Source organism: Cellvibrio sp. KY-YJ-3, assembly GCF_008806955.1.
Taxonomy (GTDB): Bacteria; Pseudomonadota; Gammaproteobacteria; order Pseudomonadales; family Cellvibrionaceae; genus Cellvibrio.
Genome location: NZ_CP031727.1, coordinates 2,451,613 through 2,471,170, shown reverse-complemented (window position 1 = coordinate 2,471,170; position 19,558 = coordinate 2,451,613). Strand labels below are relative to the sequence as shown.

Below are 19,558 nucleotides of genomic sequence, written 5' to 3'. Positions count from 1 at the left end.
CCTTTGAGTAACACGAAAACTGACAACAGCTTCGTGATCGATTTTACCCCGGATAAAAAACTTGCTGTGGAATGATGTTATTACCCCCCTTGTTACTGGTTTACGAATACCGACTTAAAAAGATCAAGATAAACAGGATCGACTACAAATCGCTACTTCAAAACAATAAAACAAACTGAGTAAAGCAAAAACGTGTGACAGATAGACTACGCTGGCAAAGCCAGTGAATTTTTGATGCGTAACTTGTAACGCACACAAGAGCTACTTACTTTTTCACCCTTGTGACTTTGATATTAATCTTATTGTAGAAAAGATCAATCACTTCTTTAAAATAAAATTGAACGCCTGATAATTTATTATCAGCGCTCAATTCCCGGTTTATTCATCACTGTCATCGATTTGTTTGGCCACTTTCTTTTTGGGTGGAGCAAACCCATCAACCAATGGCTCGTTATGCACCGCACTTGGCACACGTCGTTTGCCAATATTTTTCTGATCGCGATCACGCACCTTGACCTTAGGTTTGCTCTCGGGTTTTTTATCTTTACTAGTGGTTTTCTTTTTAGAGCCAACTGATTTACCGGAAGACTTGGTTTTATCCGGCCCTTGATACTTACCCTTCAAACCAGGAATGCTAATCACCTCAAAGGTCACGCCCAGGTAACGCTCAATACTCTTGGTGAGATTCCACTCTTTGGCGTCCACCAGAGAAACAGCCCTACCCTCTTTATCGGCGCGCCCGGTACGACCAATACGATGCAGATACTCATCGCCTGAATAGGCCATATCAACGTTCACTACCAACTCAACACCGGGAATATCCAGCCCGCGCGCCGCTACATCGGTCGCCACTAAAATACTGGTGCGCCCCTGGCGGAAGTGGTCGAGGGTAATTTTGCGCTGATCCTGGGTAATATCGCCATGCAACGCACCCACACGGAATTTGTTGTAGCGTAAAAAATTATCCAATTGTGTAGCGCGCGCTTTGGTATTGGTAAAAATAATCGCCTTTTCAAAATCCGCTTTTTGCAGCAGCGCCAAAAGCAGCTTTTCTTTATGCTTGAATTCATCGGCAATCAACATCTGCTGGGTGATAGCGTTGGGCTTTTCGTCAATATAAATCTCTTCCGCTTCACCCAAAATCACTTGCTTAATAAGATGACGCAAACCTTTCTGTTCCATGGTGGCCGAGAACAACAAGGTTTGGCGTTCGGTGCTGCAGGTATTGGTGATTTTTAATACATCATCGCTCAACCCCATATCGAGCATGCGATCTGCTTCATCCAACACTAAGAATTCCAAGCCGGAAAATTCGGTCGACTTATGGGAAATATGCTCCCCCAAACGGCCAGGCGTGCCGACGATAATTTCCGGGTTCTTGCGCAACATCGCCTTTTGATATTTCAGCTCTTCACCACCGCACACCATGCCAACTTTAAAGCTGGTGAATTTCAGAATCTGCTCTGCGTTTTTAACAATCTGCCGTGCCAGCTCACGCGTGGGAGTCAGAATCAGCATCCGGGTTGAACTGGGATTGGAGGAAGGGCGCGCTAACATCGCCTGAATTGCAGGCAATAAAAAGGCGGCTGTTTTGCCACTGCCGGTTTTGGAACTCACAATCAGATTTTTACCGGCGGTCGCAGCGGGAATCGCCGCCAACTGGACTGGCGTTGGGGCTTCGTAGCCCAAAACGTCAATCGCTTTACGCAACTGGGTATCACTAATCAGATCGTGGAAACCGGGCTGAGTCATCAAGAACCTCGAAATTCATTCAATAAAGGCAGGTTTTACCCGCAAAAGGCCGCGCAATCTACGCAGAGCGGCGCCAATTATCAACCAAAACCGCTAAAATGCCGACCTTTATCACCGGCCAGAGTGGATTCATGCGAATTATGTTAGCCCCTATGGAGGGCGTTGTTGAACACCATGTACGCGACATACTGACTCGAATTGGCGGATTGGATGGCTGTGTGACAGAGTTTATCCGCGTTACCGATCAAAAGCTGCCCTATAAAGTCTTTTATAAGTACGCGCAGGAACTGGAGAGCGACTGTAAAACGCCCAACGGGACACCAGTACGCGTGCAGCTGCTCGGCAGCAAACCGGAACCCATGGCGATCAATGCACTGGAGCTGGTTAACTACGGAGCAAAAGCCATCGACCTGAACTTTGGCTGCCCCGCCAAAACCGTAAACTCCCATGAAGGTGGCGCTTGCTTACTGCGCACGCCGGATCGCGTTTATTCCATCATTAAAGCGGTACGCGATGCTGTGCCGCGCGAGATTCCCGTCACTGCAAAAATTCGCTTGGGGTTTGAAGATCGCAGCAGCTATTTGGATAACGCGCGCGCCGTAGAAGCTGCCGGTGCAAATGAACTCACCGTGCATGCGCGCTCCAAAGCCGACGGCTACAAACCACCCGCTTACTGGCACTACATTGCCGATATTCGCGCCGAATTAAAAATTCCGGTGGTAGGCAATGGTGAAATTTGGACAGTGGAAGATTATCTGCGCTGCCGCGAGCAATCAGCAGGCGCCGATGTCATGCTCGGGCGCGGCTTACTCGCCTGCCCCGACCTCGCACGACAAATTAAAGCGCACGTAAAAGGAGAGGATTACATACCGCTAACCTGGCAAGCGATTTGTGAAATGCTGTATGACTACTACAAACTCACCACCCCACTCTACTCCGAGCGCAATTGTGGCAACCGGGTAAAGCAGTGGCTGATGTATTTAAGTAGGCAATACCCGCAGGCCCAAGTATTTTTTGAAGCAATAAAACGTAAAACCACACCAGTAGAAATTGAGGCCTGTTTTACCGAGGCACTGCATGCAGCGCACACAGACTAACAACCACCAATAAAAAGTACGTCCCGCAGAAAAGGACTTCTGATGCACTGAGCCACAATCAATACAATCAACAAACAATTTGAATTTTCGACTCAAATATCCCACTCAAAAAACCAAACAACGCAAACGAAAAAAGGCTTACCATTTCTGGCAAGCCTTTCTTTATATGGTGCCTCAGGAGGATTCGAACCCTCTCCCCCAGCTTCCCATTGCTCCACTACTCCCCGCTAAGCCGCATGAATACTGGGTTTCGCCTTTTCCCGTCCCCACTAAAAACCGCTTTACGGCACAATGATTTCGACACTTTTTCGACACACGATAGCTTTTAGTCAGACTTCAATGGTTCCACTGATGCCTTTTCCGGCAGCATAAGGTCATTGTTTTAACCCCTACCCTAACACGCTCAAAACCTGACTATGCGCAGCGCTTAGCCCTCTCACTGGCTAGCCTTTAAAAAGCCTCCTTATAGCTAAGCCTTGCCGGCACTTTTTCGACTTTGTTGGTGGCTATTTCTATTTAATAGATTTGGCGCATATTTCAACGCCCACTTCCTGAGCCTGATCCTCCTTGCTCGAATATCCTCTTTACACTTCTCAAAAACTCCTTCTGAAACAATCAAAAAGCATATATATTCAATAACTTAAAGGATTTCAAAGAATGATATTGCGCACAAAAAAGGGAAGATAACGCGCATGCGCACTTTGTTTTTAAACCAGTCGCGTAATGTGCTGTCATTCCTCAATTAAAACAATTAGTTAATAATTAAAATTCAAATAAATCTTAAGGTAGATATCGCGCATGCGCGGTATACAAATGTTAGTGAGTACAGAGAAATGAGTTTATACCGTAATTTAAAAAGCGGAATTGTTTTGGTTTTCTTCGCCACCATTTTAACTGGCTGTTGTGGCCCATGCTTTGCTCCATGCAATCCGTTTCATAAAGACAAAGCTCCCGAAGTAAAGCAGATTTCAACTGAAAATATCAAAAAATGAAAATTATACTTATTGCTTTTTTTGCCTTACTTTCTGCTTTTTGTAATGCGGAAGAATTATCTGGCTCTGCCAAACAAGAAATTGAGCACTTATTTACACATTTAGAGAGTTCTGGTTGCCAATTCAATCGAAATGGGTCTTGGTATTCTGCTGCTGAAGCCTCTGTACATATTAGAAAGAAATATGATTACCTTGTTGGGAAAGGCCTACTTAATACTTCGGAATCCTTTATTGAGAAGGCTGCCACTGAAAGTAGTATGTCAGGTAAGCCATATCAAGTTAAATGCGAAGGTCAGTCAGTAGTTCTAAGCTCTGTTTGGTTTAATAATGAATTGAAAGCTTATCGTGGCAACAAAAGTCACTAACAAGTCGTTGCAGCTCGCACGCTTTGCGTGCTGGACAGTTTTTAAGTCGCGGTTTTATGGTTTTGCTGCGCAAAATTAACCCACAAAACCACGACTTACAAACTGCCGTTGCGCTTAACGTTATGAGGAAAAATGGAATATTTAAACTTATTGTGGCTTTTGGTGCCCGTTATAGGGATAGTTAATGAAATTCTCAAATGGCTATTTTTCCCTCTGTTAATAGCTTTAATTTTTACCGCCAAAGATGCTCATCTAAAAATCAGCAGATTATGCGTTTTTATAATATTAACCTTTTTTGTTTTATTAAAAATTGTATTTGATGATTTTTACCATATATTTGGCTTTTCTTACGCATTAGGTGGTTTTCTTGTTTATATGGTATTTCATTGGGTTTCTGGCCGTATAAACAAATCAGAAAAAAATAGGTTGGCAAATCAAAAACCTCATAATAAATCGTAGCAACACGCCACTACGCGGCGTTACATCTGAAAAGTAGATCGAGCATGGAACGAGCAGAGATAATAGAGCCAGGTTTTTCTACAGCAGATGCTGAGTTCCCAAACATCAATATGGATGAGGGTGACTTAGTGCTTAGATTTCTGGATTGGCAAGAAAGACAACGTGAAGTGTTCTTTCCAGATACCGTTGCCTTTAAGTGGCAAATGATCGAAACATTCATCGAGGGTGAAAAGTACGATCGAAGTCATGTAATTACTGAATCAAAATGGCTGGCGGAGCATGTAAAGCAAGGAGAGATCGGTGCTCAAGAAGAGTACAAGCACTACAAATTCAATTTTAATGGTAACGGACAGCTAGAGGTAATCAGCAATGGCTTTACGGTTAAAATGTAACAAGTCAAAACACGCGGACGTTGTAAAGCCGTCACCTTTTTTGCTCCAAAAAAGTCGCCAACTTCACCACGTCGGTGTTTGAGGCGTTAAGTCAATTATGATCGAAAAAATTGTCGGAATTTATATTTTTATATTTATGAATTTGGTGGCTTTAAGGCTAATGAAACCAAACGTAATAACATTTATTGCGTTTACATGGTTCGGACCATTCCCCCAAGAGGGTGAGCTTCTCTCTAATTTTAAAGTCAGGAAAATTCGCTACGCCTTTAGTTGGATCATCCAATTCAGCTTTTATTTTTCATTGTTAGCTCTTTTATCAGTATATTGTGAAGAATATTTTGGCGAACCGTTTTTTATAGTAACTGGCTTCGCAGGGACAATTGGAATGGGAATGGCGGTTCTTGCTTTTATGGGGTTCAGCATTTCTTGGCTCAAAACAGTAACTGTTGACCCTAATCCAAAGTGCGAATACATAGAAGAACAAACTTAACAAAGCGGTCAAACTCCGTTCCGCTACGCTCCACTGGACAGAATTTAAGTCGCGGCTTTTTAGTTTTGCTGCGCAAAAGTATTCCACAAAGCCACAACTTAAATTCTGCCGTTTACCACGGCGTTACGTGAAATCCATGTACATACTTAAATTTAATGAATTAAAGCTGCTTGAGTTTAAAATTACATCTGGTGACGCCCCAATGGGTTGTGTTCTAGCTGTAATTAACACAGGAGTAGAGACTAAGCTCTTGGAAAATCACATCAAGGAGTTTGGGGTGGAAGCAGAAACTGGCATTAACGAACTTGCTTTGTCAGAACCTCACTCAGTCTTAGATGGAGGAGATAGAAATTTAAATTATTCCGGTGGGTTAATTTGTTGGGTGGAAGAACTTGAGGAAATTACACTAGAGTTAGTGGGCATCCCGTATCCTGAGTATGAAATTAAATTTCCTCATTTGGTTAGCCAGTACAATGAACTACACAAAAACACATAACAATGCGCAGCAACACGCCACTGCGTGGCCGGACAGTTTGTAAGTCGCGCTTATGTGGTTTTGCTTCGCAAAAGTATTCCACAACGCACAACTTACAAACTGCCGTTGTGCTTAACGTTAGGTACAGCGTGATGAAAGTGAAATTTCCCGTAATTTTTATATCGCTTTGCTTTATTGCAAGCTGTTCTTCCACCTCACATAATAACACGGGGGAAAAAGCAGCTCTTTTATTGGTTGCTGTGCCAGCTATAATAATAGCATCCCCATTTTTGGCGGTTGAAGCAGTTTCAAATTCATCATATCAACCGTTGAAAAAAGGTAGTAGCATCGATGAAACCATAAAGTCTTTTGGTTATCCTGCATTTCAATACAAATGCAATAATGGAAAAATTCTATTTGAATACGAAAAAAGTATCAAAGGTTTGAAAAAGCGTTTTTTCCTATTCAATGAAAACCAAGAGTTTATTAAAGCAACTAATAGTCCGGAAGAAAGTTGTACAATAAAAAATACCTAACAAGCAATCAAACGGATGGTTTTTAAGTAGCATTTTTGCCATTCCGCTTCGCTCCATTTTATGGCAAAAATGCTACTTAAAAACCACCGGTTATCGCAACGTTAAATTTTTGGAGATATCGTGCTACGAATTCTTACATCAATAGTGATATTTCTATCAGGGGTACACGTTATTGCTGAGTCAATGGATTCAATAAACGAAGGAAAATCCATTGAAATATCAGGCTTTGATTGTGCCGAAAAAAGTGTGCACATGATCGAATGGCTTGGTCTTGGTAAAGACTATCGAAAATTCGTAGTTTCTAATGTCGAAAGCGAACTTTATAAACAACAGTCTGGGTCGCAACTATTGAAATTGCAATGCACAAGTGAGCCCGAATTTTTAACCGGTGCTTTGCCACAAAATGGTGATGATTCAAAGGCTATCCTTACACGTTTCTCAGCAACCTTTCCATTAAAAGCAACGATCAACCTTAGTGGTGAGGTCTGGGTTCTATCTATTGATCAAAATTATTATGCCGAAAATCTCAATAGCCCAAATGAGCGCAAGCTAACGCGAAACTTCAATATCAAAAAAATTGCCAAACAATGAATTTAACAAGGCGCTGCAGCACCGCACACTTCGTGTGCTCGACAGTTTTCAAGTCGCAGTTTTGTGGTTTTGCTTCGCAAATGCTTCCACAAAACCGCTACCTACAAACTGCCCGCTGAACTTAGCGTTATGCAGGAGTGCATGAAAATGAATAATGTAACCCTAATAGCTGCGCCATTTTTTTCCTTATTTCTTCTTTTTATATTTATTGCAATAACTATCCCTAAAAAACGCGAGCCTTATGAGAAGGGACTAACACCTGAATTTGAAGAAATATGTGGTGGAAGAATAAACTTTTTCAATTACACTTGGCCCTTTTTAAGGCATTCTATATATAAAGAATTTATAGTTGTAAAATCCATATTCGGTGCTCATATGCTTCCTAGAGAATCTCTCTCAGAAGGAGGAGCGAATGGTATTCTTAGTCAAGGTATTCGGTATGTATCTCCCAAACATGTTGGTTGTGAATTTCGAATTTGGACATCCAATAAAAAACAGGTAATGGAAATTTTTAAAGGCAAAGCATAACAAAGTGCTCCAACTCGCGCACTTCGTGCGCTGGACAGTTTGTAAGTCGCGGCTTTGTGGTTTTGCTGCGCAAAAGTAATCCACAAAACCACGACTTACAAACTGCCGTTGTACGCGGCGTTATGCAATAGGAGAGTCAATTGAGAAAAATATACCTATTATCCTTAAGCGTATTCCTGCTTTCATGTTCTAGTAACATACCAATTAAAGACATATATAGCTTTGAGGTGGTGGAGCAACAGGCTACTGCTCAGCGGGAGAAATATCGAGATACCGAAGAGTATGCACAGTTCAATAATGATTGGCTATCATTTAATAATGCAAATCAAATCGATGAAAAAGGCCACTGTTACTTAATAGGTGGCCCAACTGAAGTAATTATATTAATCCAAAATCGCTTGGGAACCATCCAGAACGTAGTCGTAGAAAACGATAACAAAAAAACTAGGTGCTTCAAAGAGGCGTTCATAGGGAAGAAATACCCCAAACCACCTTTTTCACCCTTTTATCACTACATGATAATGACGGGCGAAGATGCATAACAATACGTGTCAGCCGGACAGTTTGTTCCGTGGCTTTTTTTGTGCTGGACGCTACGCTAGCACAAAACACCACTCCACAAACTGCCGCTGCACTCAGCGTTACCTAACCGCCCATGTCGGCTCCCTAATCCCCTCCATACACTCGCGCACTTCTTTATCAATTACATTATTCGGTTTGATGCATTCTTTTGCGGAGCGTTTGTGAATCATCACAAAAGTTTCTTGGGGATTGGTAATACGATCTGTGGCGAGTTTTACGTCTCTGCAAGAATTATCTCTAAACGCTAAATTTTCGGGGGATGAATTTCGGTTGTATTCGCTGATCCAGTAATTACAGGTCTTTATTAATTGCTGTAGCGTGGGATCGTTGATATCACTGGTCACGAAATTATTATTTTGCGCTTGGCCTTTGTTTTCGCCTGTATACACATGTATTTGTGGCCCACCAATTCCAAGGCTTTTTTTGCATTGCGATAATCTTTTATCAGCACCATCCCTGCTTTGGCGCCAGTATTTCATGTAGCTGGAATTGCCACCTTGGCGTAGTTTCCAGTCTGCGTAGTTAACTTGATATTGCAGTCCATCGCAGTTATTTGCATTGGCACTATTCACAAACAAGGAGTTGAGTAACACGATTGCGATTACTAGAGTAATCAATTCCATTTTTTTAATTTTCATAATCCCCTCCGCCATCGCTTGGCAACCTTGCTTGCTAGTATCAAGCCTTCCGTTGTGTTCCTAATTCTGACTGGGTAGTTTTAGTCATTGGACTAATCTGCCCTGCCTCTGGCATTTCCTCACCATAAGCCAACCAGTATGCATATTCTTTAAATGCCAAGCCTGTAGCTTTTATTTCTTCGCTTTTGATAGTGCCGCGACCATTCATTAAGTTATGCCAGCGGGAATAAGTCATTCCCGTCCGAGCTGCTAACTCTTCTCTGTTAAGCCCTTCAACTTCGCAGATTTCTTTCACTCGCTTTATTACGTCTTCCATCGCTCAATTCACATATGTAATTTTTTACATGCAAAATATTGCACAAAGCAAAAATATATGCTTGAATGCAAATGTAATTATTTGCATGTATTTTATTACATGCACTTTAGTAAACGTTCACCGATTAATTTTGGTGAGTTTAATAAATAAAGTGGAACAAAGCGAATGACAGTGGAATTTGAAGAGTTAAGTAAAAGCTCGTTAGCTGGCGCACCACCATTACTCCCATGGGCAAAGTTCGCCGACTGGATACAAATAGAGCCGGGCATTGTTCGGGGTTGGGTAGATCGCGGTTACTTGCCCACCTACCGCATTGGCAAGCATGTCCTGATAAATGTCGCACTGCTGCACAAAGAGCTTGTTGAGGACTGATCCAATGATGCAGTGCGATTTTTTTGGCAAACATATTGAACTGGTGAACAAAGCCGCGCGCGCTATTCGCCACACCTGCCGCCGTATTCGCACTGTGTGCCCTTTCCAGCTCGATTTTTTCATCAACCGCATACCGGTGGGTGAATCAGCATTAAAACACCTAAAAACCGGCACCCGCTTAACCGTCGCCACAACCGGTTTACGTGTTGCATTCAAGTTCATCAAAAACGGCCTATTCGTTTTTGCATTTGATGATCACTTGTTTTCTATCTCGGCCACTGACGCCGCTCTACTGGAGTTTTGAAAATGAATGATTTTTTTAGCATCACCAAAAAGCAATTAAGCCTGCAAATTGAAATGCTGATTTTCTCCTGCATCCAAACCAGTTTTTCAATTGGATCGTCACTTATTGCCTGCACAACAACGCACTTTGATTCACGCACCGGCATGCTCGCCATTACCGTTATGCCTCACGGTGCCAACCCTGACTTGTTCGATGGCCGCATCAGCCTAATCGTCACCTGCGACACCGACTCACGCGACAAACTGATCGCCGTTAATAGCTACCTACTCGCCGTACTCAACAACGGCTATTCGAAGTTCACCGGCTTTCCTGATCAACCCAAAACAGTCTCCGCCGCACGCACACACTCGATTCAGTCACGCGCACACGCGCCGAGTGAGCTTGTGAAGGGAACGTGTGACCGCGCACAAGCTGTATCTCGGTCTTAGGGCTTTAGCCCTTAGATGACTGACAGTAAAAGCTCAACCGATTTTTAAACGCTCCACCAACCACTCAACGTTTTATTAACCAAAGGTAATCACTATGCAATTCGAATATCCAACCACCGTACTCGGTGTAACAAGAATGCTAGTCGAAGGCAAACCTTACTGTTTTGTTTTCGTCGGCGCACAACCTGAGCCAGACCGCGAAAAAGACTGCCACGGTTTTAGCATTCGCAAAATCCCCGCTGACCCCGCGGTGTTCGATCAACTCAATGACGTTCGCTACGGCCAACCCGCCAACAAAACCCTGTTCATGATTTTAAAACAAGCCGCTGGCGGTAAAAGCCAACCGCATGTAATTGGCGTGGTGCCGCAAAAGATGATGAACAACCCAACCGCCACACCGGCCAAAACCGCTTAACTCTTTAGCCCCCTTGCTCGAATTCCTCCACCACAGGAGAGCAAGGGGGCGCCTACACAGGTTTTTAATCATGTCCAAAGTAGCGTTATGTGATGGTGATTTGCTTCTTGACCCTGCGGGCTTTATGGCCTGCTCTGGTTCATGGTCTGTAGTTCCTTATGTAGAACCAACTGATTCCTCGCTCGTTTACGCGCAGTTGGTTGCACTTAATGAATTCGATCCCGAAAAAGCTGGCCTCATTATTGTGAGTTGCCTTGCCACCTTTGTCGTCGGATTCGGTGCCGGTGTGGTCATCAAGCTACTGCGCCGTTTATAAAATTCTGTGGTGGAATATTTTTTTTAACTTTCACAAAGGTATTTTTCTATGAAAACTCAATTTGCTGTTCTGCGTTCAAAAGTAGGTAAAGCGCTGACCGTTGGTGCCACTACCGCTGCTGCCCTTGGTGCTTCTGTTGCTCACGCCATCGATGACACCGCCATCACCGCTGCACAAACAGCGGCTGAAAACTCTGTCGAACTGACCTCCACCGGCATGATTCAAATCGTCGCCATCATCGTGGGTGTTGGCTTGGTAGTGTCATTGCTCAAAAAAGTGTAATGGCGGGGCTTCTGTTTGCTGCCCTTGTCGTCGTGTCGTTCATGACCGGCGCCTACGTAGGCAGTCAAGGCTAATCAGTGCCGCTCTTCGGGGCGGCATTTTTTTTAGGTGATTGTCATGCGTTATCTGTATTTACTATTTTTCTGTTTTTTATCGCTGCATAGTTATTTGGTTTTTGCGCAAGATCATCCACCCCTTGACCCCGCTCAAGGCTGTAGTCAATGGCATTCTTATTCTGGCGCTGTTCCTGTATTTCAGACTCAATATAACAGCGCAAAAAATCAATGTACCTCTAGTGCAACAGTCAATTTAATATCTGAGATACAGTATCAGGGCGGGTCAGGCACTACTGTAAAATCGATTCGCTGCTATAACTGTGCAGATCCTTGCCCCGCTCCTAGTGTTTATGATGCTTTTTTAAAAAAATGCACTAGACAATTCTGTCCCGATGGCTCGCCTATGCCTTTAGAAGGTTGTGGTGGCGATGACGGTGGTGGTGATGACTCCTGTCCCGAAGGCAGACCGAAAGTAAATGGCATGTGTCCTGTCTGCCCTGAGGGCTACAACGAAGATGGCACTTGTAATTATCCAAGTTCTGAACCCGCATCATCTGCCCCTAATTCTTCCTCTCCTGACACAGGCTCTTCTGGTAGCGCTGGCTCTGCTGGTAGTGCAGGCGGCGGTGATGATGGCGGTGGCACTCCAGGTGGTGGAGGCGATGGCTCCGGCAGTGGTGGTAATAATGGTGGTGCTGGTTCCGCTTCCGCTGCATCCGCTAGTTCAGCTTCCGGCACCAATAATTCATGGAACCCCTACTCAGGTTATGGCAACTGGATTCCTGTTGCGGAGGATTCCAACTGCCCGAATAAATATAAAGATATGTCCGGTCAGTGGTGGTGCGCTGGTGGTGCTAGCAACACTAGCTCGGGCAATACCGGAAGTGCCGGTTCTGCTGCATCGGCTGCAGCTCTTGAATGTGACTCAACTTCTTCAGATTATTTTTCATGTATTAATCAAAAATCAGTGGGTGGTGGTGCTGGTTGGAATCCGCACCAGTCATACGGCGGCTGGCTGCCTATTAACGAAGATTCTCCCTGCGTAAATAAATTCCAAGATAAAGCCGGCGATTGGTGGTGTGCGGCTCCCTCTGGCGGTGGTGGAGGTGGTGGCGGCACTACTGCAAGCAGTGCGGGTTCGTCCGGCTCTTCTGGTTCCGATGGTGCATCAGGCTCCGAGGGTTCTGCCAGCTCCAAATCCTCCGCATCCTCTTCTCACTCTTCATGTGCTTCCGCCTCTGCTGCGCCTAATGGCTCGTCCGCCAGCAATCCGTGTTCGGGTGGCGGCAATGGCAGTGCCTCGTCCTCTGGCTCTGTGTCTTCGCTCGGTGAAAAAGGTGAGTTTGATGGTGAAGCATCTGAAAAGCGCCTCGAAGAGTTAGGCGAGGAATTAACTGAAAAAATCGATGAAATAAAACTCGAAATACAAAATGAATTCACAAGCACTATTCAAGGCTCTGGATCAATCGAAGATTTTTGTAAGCAAATTCGCGGGCAAGAAGTCTGCTTTGGAATGAAAAAATTTGAAGAGTGGCTTAACCCCATTTCGTCGGCAATATTTTTGGTTGCCTGTGTTATTTCTTTTTCAATCGTCCTCAGCGGGAGAACCTAATCATGGAAACACTAACAGCATTGCTTGATGGTATCTTTTTTGTGATGGAGTGGATTTACACCGGTATTTATGATTTTGTTGAAGAGGTCATGCAAGAACTTGTGGCATGGCTCGTGATCGCCAAATTGCAAGGCATGCTTTTTTTGATGGAATTCAGTTGGGGTGTCGCCAAGCAAATCATGGTTAACCTCAATATTGGCGATTATATCAACCAAGGGTTTTCTAACCTTGATCCTGTGCTAATGGGTTATCTCAATTTCTTCCGCGTTCCTGAATCATTGAATTTAATTGTTCAAGCTATCGCCACTCGCGTCACCTTGCGGGTTATGGGGTGGTAAATGACAACAGCAATTATTCACGGTGATCCAGGTTCTTACAAAACCTCAACCCTGATCAGTGATTATCTGGTGCCTGCAATCAAACAAGGTCGCCATGTCGTGACCAATATTCGCGGCGTGAAAATGGCTGAGGATGTTGCAGAAATATACGGCTTTGAATTACCCGACAGCGCACAGATCACACTGGTTGATTTTAATGAAGCAGGCTTCGAGCGCATGGCGCGCTTCTTTCACTGGGTGCCAGAAGGTGCCCTGATTTTGATGGATGAAGGCCAGCGCGTTTACCCAACCCGCCTGCGTGATTTTAAAGACTATGACCTGCGCAACCCTACTGACGATAAACGCCCACGCACAGTTGAAGATGCGTTTGACTCACACCGGCATATGAACTGGGACATTTACATCAGCACACCCAACATCAACAAAATCCACAAAGAAATTCGTGCGGTTGCTGAGTTTGGTTTTCGCCATAAAAACATGGCGACAGTTTTTAGCTTTATGAAAGGCCGTTACAAGCGCGTTACTCACATTGCAGAAAACTCTGGCTCCGCTATCGGTCACGCGATTTCCGCCAGTTTGCGCAAAATCGACAAGAGGGCATTCGATGTCTATCAATCTACAGCAACCGGACAAACCAAAGATTCCGCCGCGTCCTTTAGTTTTTTTAAACAGCCTAAAGTCCTACTCGTACTTTGTATTATCGGCTATAGCATTTGGAATATGGGATCTACTCTCTACAGTGCGGGCGGTGTTCCAACCATGTTTGGCGGCAGTGTTAAACCATCCGATTTTCAAGCTGGCAACACGCCTGCTGCTCCACCTGTTCAAGCGTCTGGCAATCTTCCTCTTGGTGCTGTACCTAATGGGGTCAGTGCTCCGAACCCTTTTAGGGGCTTAACAATCTACTTTGTCGGCCATATCAATAATGTCTTACTGTTTCAGGTGGAATATCCCGATAAAAGTTTTGTATCCGTTGATAGCTTCTTACTGCTAACCCTCGGCTTTACCTACACGCGCTTATCGATGGGCGCTGTTCGTCTGCAATATGGGGATGAAGTCATCTTTGCGTTATCACGCCCCCAAACCGATTTGGCGCAGTCACCACCACAACCGGTTACTGATCAAATGTTAATTATTAATTAGCTGGCAACGGTGCCGCCGACGCGCGCAAGTATGAGCACGAAAGGCGGCACCGGAGCCGCGAAGACGTCCTTGTAACACGTCTTATAAATAGATGTTCTTGACCACTATAAAACGCATTGTTCCACACAGTAATTTATTTAGTAATTTTGAATTAAAAAAAGGTGTTTTTCAGATTTTAATTACGATAGATTTGAGTAAGTTTAAGTCAAAAAAAAAATTTATCACCACTATAAACCACATTGTTTCTGAAAGAGGAATTTCAAATGAAAAAGCCATCGCACTACGACCGCTTGAACCATGACTTTCAACCAGACAGCAAAGGACGGTTATTTTTTGATGGGAAAAAATTCTGCGACTTATCCGGATTAAATATTTTGCGTTGTGGTGTTGATACTGTTCGCCAACTTTATCGCGGATACATTAAAAACGGTGTTCTCGATCTGTTCGAGAAAACCGGTTTGGTCTTTTTTGGTGGTCATGAATGGCATGCGGGTCGTATAGGTCGTGATTCAGGCTATCAATTCAAATTACAAAATGCAGATTTAGGGTTAATCCTACTGATTAAAAATTTCAACGTTAAACCTGAGTCAGTTGGCCCACACTTAAAAATCGAAGTTTCGCCACACCTGATTGAAGAATACAGCCCTGCACAACTGCAAGAGCTAATGGACAGCTTCGCCAGTCTCGTGTTGGATGATCTTGAATATAACCAATCAGCAGTACACATCGCCGTAGACGTTCAAGGCTGGGAACCTCCAGCAGATATAGTCGCTCGCATGCACTGTCGCTCACGCACCGTTCGTCAATTCGACACCATAGAAACAGTGGACTTTGATCACCTGTCAGTAACCTATGGTCGCGGTGAAACCTATATGTTTGGTTCGCCATCATCAATGCAATTGTGTATTTACAATAAAACCAAACAAGCAAAAGCCACGGATAAACTCGATTTTTGGGAGAACACGTGGCGCAAAACCGACAACCCATTTGAAGACACACCAGACAACTACGACGATACAAAACCGGTCTGGCGCATTGAGTTTCGCTTTCACCACTCCGTTGTTGAGCAATTCGCGGCTGGGAGTAAATTTCATGACAGTGATACGCCCTGCTATTTCAAAAGCTATACCGCGCTCTCACACCATTTGGATGGCCTTTTAAAGTACGGCTTTGACAGCTTTAAATTTTTGAACACGCCTAGTCGCTTCCATCCCGTATGGACACTGTTAATGCAGGATCTATTCGTGCAAGTCCCAGTGCCGTCACACCTCGATAAAACCGACTACAAACGCTATTACAAAACCAGCACAGGATTCAGTGGTAAAAATATTGAATTGCTCATAGGCAACGCCATCAGCCTTGCTGCTCGTCAACGGCTAACCGCCAAACAAACCATGGAAGCACTGCAATCGCTCCCCTTCTGGCCGACTATCAAAGAGTTTTACGCACATAAAGGCATGGGTGATATGGATTTGAGGGATCACATTAGGAAGCTCCTAGCAGAACGTTTTATTCGCTGGGGGAAAGCTGTCTAGTGTCGATAGAAAAACTTGAAGATGGTCGCTGGTTTCTGGATATCGAACCCGTAAAAGGCAAACGCTTTCGCCGGAAATTCAAAACCAAAACTGAAGCCATACGTTTTGAAGATCAAATCAGGGCTAAATTAGTCACTGGTGAAATCTGGAACACGCCGCAATCAGACAAGCGCAAACTCTCTGAACTGATCGACCTATGGTATGGGCATCACGGAATACATTTGGCCGACCCTGAGCGCCGTAAACGGTCGTTGATCGCATTGTGCAATGCGCTAGGTAATCCAGTAGCGAAAAACCTCACGCCTGCCCAATATCTGAATTACCGGCAGATACGTGCACAAGATGGTGTGTCCGCTAAAACACTCAATAACGAACTGGGCTACCTAAATGCACTTTATGGCTACTTGTGGCAAACCGACCAGATTAAATACCAGTCGCCACTAATCAAGGTAAAACCAATCAGGGTTAAAGAGCGCGAACTCTCCTACCTGACCACTGAACAGTGCCAGGAATTATTGTCAGTCATTCAGGCTGCCAAAAACCCGTGCCTTTATTTGATCGTAAGAGTTTGTTTACAGACTGGTGCTCGTTGGAGTGAAGCGGAAAAATTAACGCCATCGCAAATTGGAAAGTCGCGCTTAACGTTTCTGGATACTAAATCAGGAAAAAACCGGACAGTGCCAATCACCCAAAAACTCGAAGATGATTTGCGAACTCACTCGACAGGAAATTACAGATTATTTTCTACGTCGATCAGCGCATTTCGTAGGCTGCTTGAAAAGTGTTCGTTTAAATTACCGAAGGGTCAAGCGGCTCACGCATTGCGTCATACTTACGCAAGTCACTTCATGATGAATGGCGGGGATATTTTAACGCTGCAAAGAATTCTTGGTCACAGCTCAATAAATTTGACCATGCGCTATTCGCATTTATCGCCTGATCATTTATTGGAAGCAGTGAAATTTCGACCGGCTGTCGATGATTAACAATGTCGTCGACACTTCATCGACACTGCAAACCCTAGAAAGCAAAAACCCCTGAAAATCTCTTGGATAATCAGGGGTTTAGCGACTTCTATATGGTGCACTCAGGAGGATTCGAACCTCCGACCGCTCGGTTCGTAGCCGAGTACTCTATCCAGCTGAGCTATGAGTGCGTCTTGTTGGCGCGCATTCTATTGATTGACCTTTAGGTCGTCAAGCGTTTTTTAATTTTTCTTTTGTGAAATTTTAAAATAATGCTTTATAAATCAATGAAGTACAAAAACCAATCGACTTGGGTGTATATCGAACCACTTGCAAGTCTACGCCCTGTTCAGGCGCTATGTCGTTTTAAAATGGCGGTGAGAGAGGGAGTCGAACCCTCGATACCTTGCGGTATACACACTTTCCAGGCGTGCTCCTTCGGCCACTCGGACACCTCACCGTATTTTACCGCCGACAATTAATGCGGTTCTTCGCCAGACTGACTCTCCATCGTCACCCCTGCGAAGGCGCGCTAATTTACACAAGCGGGCATGCAAACGCAATCTTATTCTCCCGTCCATGTAGTAAAAAAGTCTGAGGGATTTATTGCGCGTGGAAGATGTGCACTACCGGTAGGTGTGCCTATATAAATGAAGCCGACAATCTGTTCATCAAGCGCTTCATTACTGACTAAACCGAGCGCTTGTTTTATCGCGCCATCATAAGCCATATCACCCGTCCGCCAGATTGCCCCCAAACCCAACGCAAAACTGGCAGTGAGAATATTTTGCGCCGCGGCGCCCGCCGCAATGAGCTGCTCCACTTTTGGTATTTTGGGGTGCGCCTGACATTTAGCAATTGCGACAATAATCATTGGAGCACGCAATGGCATTGATTTGAACCTATCCAACTCTGCCTGGCTGATATCCGGCTTTTTTTCGGTAGCAACACGAGCAAACAACTCACCCAACTTTTCCAACCCCACTCCCTCTATCACCAAAAAACGCCATGGCTGGAGATTGCCGTGATCCGCCGCTCGTGTAGCGGCGCGCATCAAAATATCTAACTGTTCGCGATCTGGCGCAGGCAAAGCCAGCTTGGATTGTGAAACTCTGTGATGTAAAACGGTGATTGCGTCCATAAAACTCATCTATTTAATAAGGCGTTAACTGGGAGAAACCGGCAACAATAACGGCCACACGCTCCTAATACGCGAGCGCTATTCGAATATTGGTGAAATTTGTACCATACTTTCAAGTAATTCCCGCCAGTAGAATTAATAAACGGGAACTCCCCCCAACATGCGACCAGACAATAAGTCCACTATCGGCAGTTTATATGCAACAAACCACCTTGATTATCGCAATAATCACCCCTTTTTTACTGCTACTTGTTGCCTCCATCGCACTATTGATGAGCGTTGTCAGGCAGAAAAAAATAATGCGGCTGCAGCAACAAAAGTTGCGCGAGTTTATTGATGCCATCCAAAACAGCAACAGCCCCCTGCCTACCCCTGCAAAACCTTATAAACAGTTTATTTATGAGCAGGTAGAACTCACACAGGACAGATTTAACCTGCTGGCACCGCGCAGTGACATCGCCGGCATACAGCCTAGCGATGTACCTCTGAATCAGCGGATTGTAGCCTTACGCTATGCTTTTTTGCGTGCAGAAGAGTTAGGTACCACAGCCATCCAGGGCAGTGAAGGCTATTGGGATATATTTCAACAAACACTGGAGCCATTACTTCAGGGGCCTCAGGAATTGCATGAGGGCAGCAATAATGAGGAGCTGGATACCTATAAAAAACGTGTTGAAAATCTGGAAAAATTTAAAAAAATGTTCTTTGACCTTGAAAAGCGCTGGGATGAAACGCAAACAAATGCACAACAGCATTACAACGAACTCTATGCCATGGCAGATGAGATGGCAGATAAAGAGCGCTATGAGTATTTATTAGGCCAATATAACGATAGTTATAACAGCATGAATCAACACATACGCTCAACCAATGCCGCTATCACAGGTCGCCCCATTGAAAACAAGACCATCAATATAGTTCGTCAGGATCCGCGTGCAGCCGAAGAGATAATGAAATTGCGCAATGTGGCAGCAGATCAGTATCGGGTTATCAGCAACTTGCAACGCAAACTGGAAGAAGCAGTCACTGCCGAAGAAAAAGACCTGGTTATTAAAGAACTGGAACAACAACTTCAGCGGCAAATTCGTTTTGTCCAAGAATCAGACACCTGTGTCCAGCTATTGGAGGAAGAACTCACCAAAGCCAACGAAAAAATTGCTATGCAGGAAGGCCAGATCGATAACGACCATCAGCTGGAAGAAGAAAACCTGCGCATCAAAGAAACTCTCCACAGTTTTACCCATGAAAGTAAGAGTCTACTGGAGAATATCGAGGAACTTGAAAAGGAAAACGATCAACTCAAAAACAGCCCCCAAAAACAGAATAAGGAAAGCAACCAACAGCCTGACGACCATTTTCACACGGAGCTTGTCGAACTGCGTAAAGAATATGCAGAACTGGAGGCAAAGTATCTTGAGCTGAAGTTTAAATAATATGA

General features: G+C 44.4%; 26 protein-coding genes and 2 tRNA genes. 22 read left to right on the top strand and 6 right to left on the bottom strand.

The genetic code is table 11. The features are described from left to right. Positions 1-378: 378 nt before the first annotated feature. Positions 379-1,752 (bottom strand): DEAD/DEAH box helicase, encoded by a 1,374-nt coding sequence (locus tag D0B88_RS10480; RefSeq protein ID WP_151057015.1) that lies wholly within the window; start codon positions 1,750-1,752, stop codon positions 379-381. A 131-nt stretch (positions 1,753-1,883) separates the two neighbouring features. Between D0B88_RS10480 and D0B88_RS10475 the strand changes: the two genes are divergently transcribed. From D0B88_RS10475 to D0B88_RS10435, 10 genes are all read left to right on the top strand, one after another. Then, complete coding sequence (locus D0B88_RS10475; RefSeq protein ID WP_151057013.1) at positions 1,884-2,849, top strand: tRNA-dihydrouridine synthase; 966 nt, start codon at positions 1,884-1,886, stop codon at positions 2,847-2,849. 988 nt (positions 2,850-3,837) lie between these two features. Next, positions 3,838-4,206 (top strand): DUF5329 domain-containing protein, encoded by a 369-nt coding sequence (locus tag D0B88_RS10470; RefSeq protein ID WP_151057011.1) that lies wholly within the window; start codon positions 3,838-3,840, stop codon positions 4,204-4,206. A gap of 132 nt (positions 4,207-4,338) precedes the next feature. Beyond that, positions 4,339-4,665, top strand: coding sequence for a hypothetical protein (locus tag D0B88_RS19000; protein WP_191966412.1), 327 nt, complete (start codon positions 4,339-4,341; stop codon positions 4,663-4,665). A gap of 44 nt (positions 4,666-4,709) precedes the next feature. Beyond that, positions 4,710-5,057, top strand: coding sequence for a hypothetical protein (locus D0B88_RS10465; RefSeq protein WP_151057009.1), 348 nt, complete (start codon positions 4,710-4,712; stop codon positions 5,055-5,057). A 97-nt stretch (positions 5,058-5,154) separates the two neighbouring features. Then, a complete protein-coding gene (locus D0B88_RS10460; protein ID WP_151057007.1) occupies positions 5,155-5,547 on the top strand; it encodes a hypothetical protein in 393 nt (130 codons plus the stop codon). Positions 5,548-5,683: 136 nt separating this feature from the next. Further along, positions 5,684-6,043 (top strand): hypothetical protein, encoded by a 360-nt coding sequence (locus tag D0B88_RS10455; RefSeq protein WP_151057006.1) that lies wholly within the window; start codon positions 5,684-5,686, stop codon positions 6,041-6,043. 131 nt (positions 6,044-6,174) lie between these two features. Next, the gene (locus tag D0B88_RS10450; RefSeq protein WP_151057004.1) at positions 6,175-6,558 is read left to right on the top strand and encodes a hypothetical protein; all 384 of its coding nucleotides are present in this window, start codon (positions 6,175-6,177) and stop codon (positions 6,556-6,558) included. Between the two features lie 120 nt (positions 6,559-6,678). Next, positions 6,679-7,149, top strand: a complete 471-nt coding sequence (locus D0B88_RS10445) for a hypothetical protein (protein ID WP_151057002.1) — start codon at positions 6,679-6,681, stop codon at positions 7,147-7,149. Positions 7,150-7,296: 147 nt separating this feature from the next. Further along, positions 7,297-7,677, top strand: a complete 381-nt coding sequence (locus D0B88_RS10440) for a hypothetical protein (protein ID WP_151057000.1) — start codon at positions 7,297-7,299, stop codon at positions 7,675-7,677. 140 nt (positions 7,678-7,817) lie between these two features. Further along, positions 7,818-8,219: a hypothetical protein gene (locus D0B88_RS10435; protein ID WP_151056998.1), complete on the top strand. Its 402-nt coding sequence runs from the start codon at positions 7,818-7,820 to the stop codon at positions 8,217-8,219. Positions 8,220-8,318: 99 nt separating this feature from the next. On the opposite strand, the gene D0B88_RS10430 is transcribed toward D0B88_RS10435, so the two are convergent. Both D0B88_RS10430 and D0B88_RS10425 read right to left on the bottom strand, forming a co-directional pair. Next, positions 8,319-8,897 (bottom strand): hypothetical protein, encoded by a 579-nt coding sequence (locus D0B88_RS10430; protein WP_151056996.1) that lies wholly within the window; start codon positions 8,895-8,897, stop codon positions 8,319-8,321. Between the two features lie 40 nt (positions 8,898-8,937). After that, complete coding sequence (locus tag D0B88_RS10425; RefSeq protein WP_151056994.1) at positions 8,938-9,213, bottom strand: helix-turn-helix transcriptional regulator; 276 nt, start codon at positions 9,211-9,213, stop codon at positions 8,938-8,940. A gap of 165 nt (positions 9,214-9,378) precedes the next feature. Between D0B88_RS10425 and D0B88_RS10420 the strand changes: the two genes are divergently transcribed. The 11 genes from D0B88_RS10420 (at position 9,379) to D0B88_RS10370 (ending at position 17,000) form a co-directional block, all read left to right on the top strand. Beyond that, entirely contained in the window at positions 9,379-9,585 is a 207-nt protein-coding gene (locus tag D0B88_RS10420) for a hypothetical protein (protein WP_007642544.1), read from the top strand. 4 nt (positions 9,586-9,589) lie between these two features. Then, on the top strand, positions 9,590-9,889 hold the full coding sequence (locus D0B88_RS10415) for a hypothetical protein (RefSeq protein WP_151056992.1): 300 nt from the start codon (positions 9,590-9,592) through the stop codon (positions 9,887-9,889). 2 nt (positions 9,890-9,891) lie between these two features. Next, positions 9,892-10,317 carry a hypothetical protein gene (locus D0B88_RS10410; RefSeq protein WP_151056990.1) on the top strand — a complete coding sequence of 142 codons (426 nt, stop codon included), beginning with the start codon at positions 9,892-9,894 and terminating at the stop codon, positions 10,315-10,317. A gap of 94 nt (positions 10,318-10,411) precedes the next feature. Further along, on the top strand, positions 10,412-10,732 hold the full coding sequence (locus tag D0B88_RS10405) for a hypothetical protein (protein WP_007642554.1): 321 nt from the start codon (positions 10,412-10,414) through the stop codon (positions 10,730-10,732). 70 nt (positions 10,733-10,802) lie between these two features. Then, the gene (locus D0B88_RS10400) at positions 10,803-11,048 is read left to right on the top strand and encodes a hypothetical protein (protein ID WP_040392223.1); all 246 of its coding nucleotides are present in this window, start codon (positions 10,803-10,805) and stop codon (positions 11,046-11,048) included. Positions 11,049-11,096: 48 nt separating this feature from the next. Then, positions 11,097-11,330 (top strand): hypothetical protein, encoded by a 234-nt coding sequence (locus D0B88_RS10395; protein ID WP_007642558.1) that lies wholly within the window; start codon positions 11,097-11,099, stop codon positions 11,328-11,330. Between the two features lie 459 nt (positions 11,331-11,789). Further along, the gene (locus tag D0B88_RS10390; protein ID WP_191966411.1) at positions 11,790-12,998 is read left to right on the top strand and encodes a hypothetical protein; all 1,209 of its coding nucleotides are present in this window, start codon (positions 11,790-11,792) and stop codon (positions 12,996-12,998) included. A gap of 2 nt (positions 12,999-13,000) precedes the next feature. Beyond that, positions 13,001-13,336 carry a DUF2523 family protein gene (locus D0B88_RS10385; protein WP_151056986.1) on the top strand — a complete coding sequence of 112 codons (336 nt, stop codon included), beginning with the start codon at positions 13,001-13,003 and terminating at the stop codon, positions 13,334-13,336. Then, positions 13,337-14,479 carry a zonular occludens toxin family protein gene (locus D0B88_RS10380; RefSeq protein ID WP_151056985.1) on the top strand — a complete coding sequence of 381 codons (1,143 nt, stop codon included), beginning with the start codon at positions 13,337-13,339 and terminating at the stop codon, positions 14,477-14,479. Between the two features lie 263 nt (positions 14,480-14,742). After that, the gene (locus tag D0B88_RS10375) at positions 14,743-16,014 is read left to right on the top strand and encodes a hypothetical protein (protein WP_151056983.1); all 1,272 of its coding nucleotides are present in this window, start codon (positions 14,743-14,745) and stop codon (positions 16,012-16,014) included. Then, positions 16,014-17,000 carry a tyrosine-type recombinase/integrase gene (locus tag D0B88_RS10370; RefSeq protein ID WP_151056981.1) on the top strand — a complete coding sequence of 329 codons (987 nt, stop codon included), beginning with the start codon at positions 16,014-16,016 and terminating at the stop codon, positions 16,998-17,000. Before D0B88_RS10375 ends, D0B88_RS10370 begins: the two co-directional genes overlap by 1 nt. Positions 17,001-17,093: 93 nt before the next feature. Here D0B88_RS10370 and D0B88_RS10365 read toward each other — a convergent pair. The 3 genes from D0B88_RS10365 to D0B88_RS10355 form a co-directional block, all read right to left on the bottom strand. Then, a tRNA-Arg gene (locus D0B88_RS10365) sits at positions 17,094-17,170 on the bottom strand. Between the two features lie 181 nt (positions 17,171-17,351). Beyond that, a tRNA-Ser gene (locus D0B88_RS10360) sits at positions 17,352-17,439 on the bottom strand. 105 nt (positions 17,440-17,544) lie between these two features. Continuing rightward, the gene (locus D0B88_RS10355) at positions 17,545-18,120 is read right to left on the bottom strand and encodes a nitroreductase (protein ID WP_225318324.1); all 576 of its coding nucleotides are present in this window, start codon (positions 18,118-18,120) and stop codon (positions 17,545-17,547) included. Between the two features lie 197 nt (positions 18,121-18,317). Here D0B88_RS10355 and D0B88_RS10350 point away from each other — a divergent pair, with 197 nt between their 5' ends. Next, entirely contained in the window at positions 18,318-19,553 is a 1,236-nt protein-coding gene (locus D0B88_RS10350; protein WP_151056977.1) for a hypothetical protein, read from the top strand. Positions 19,554-19,558: the final 5 nt, after the last annotated feature.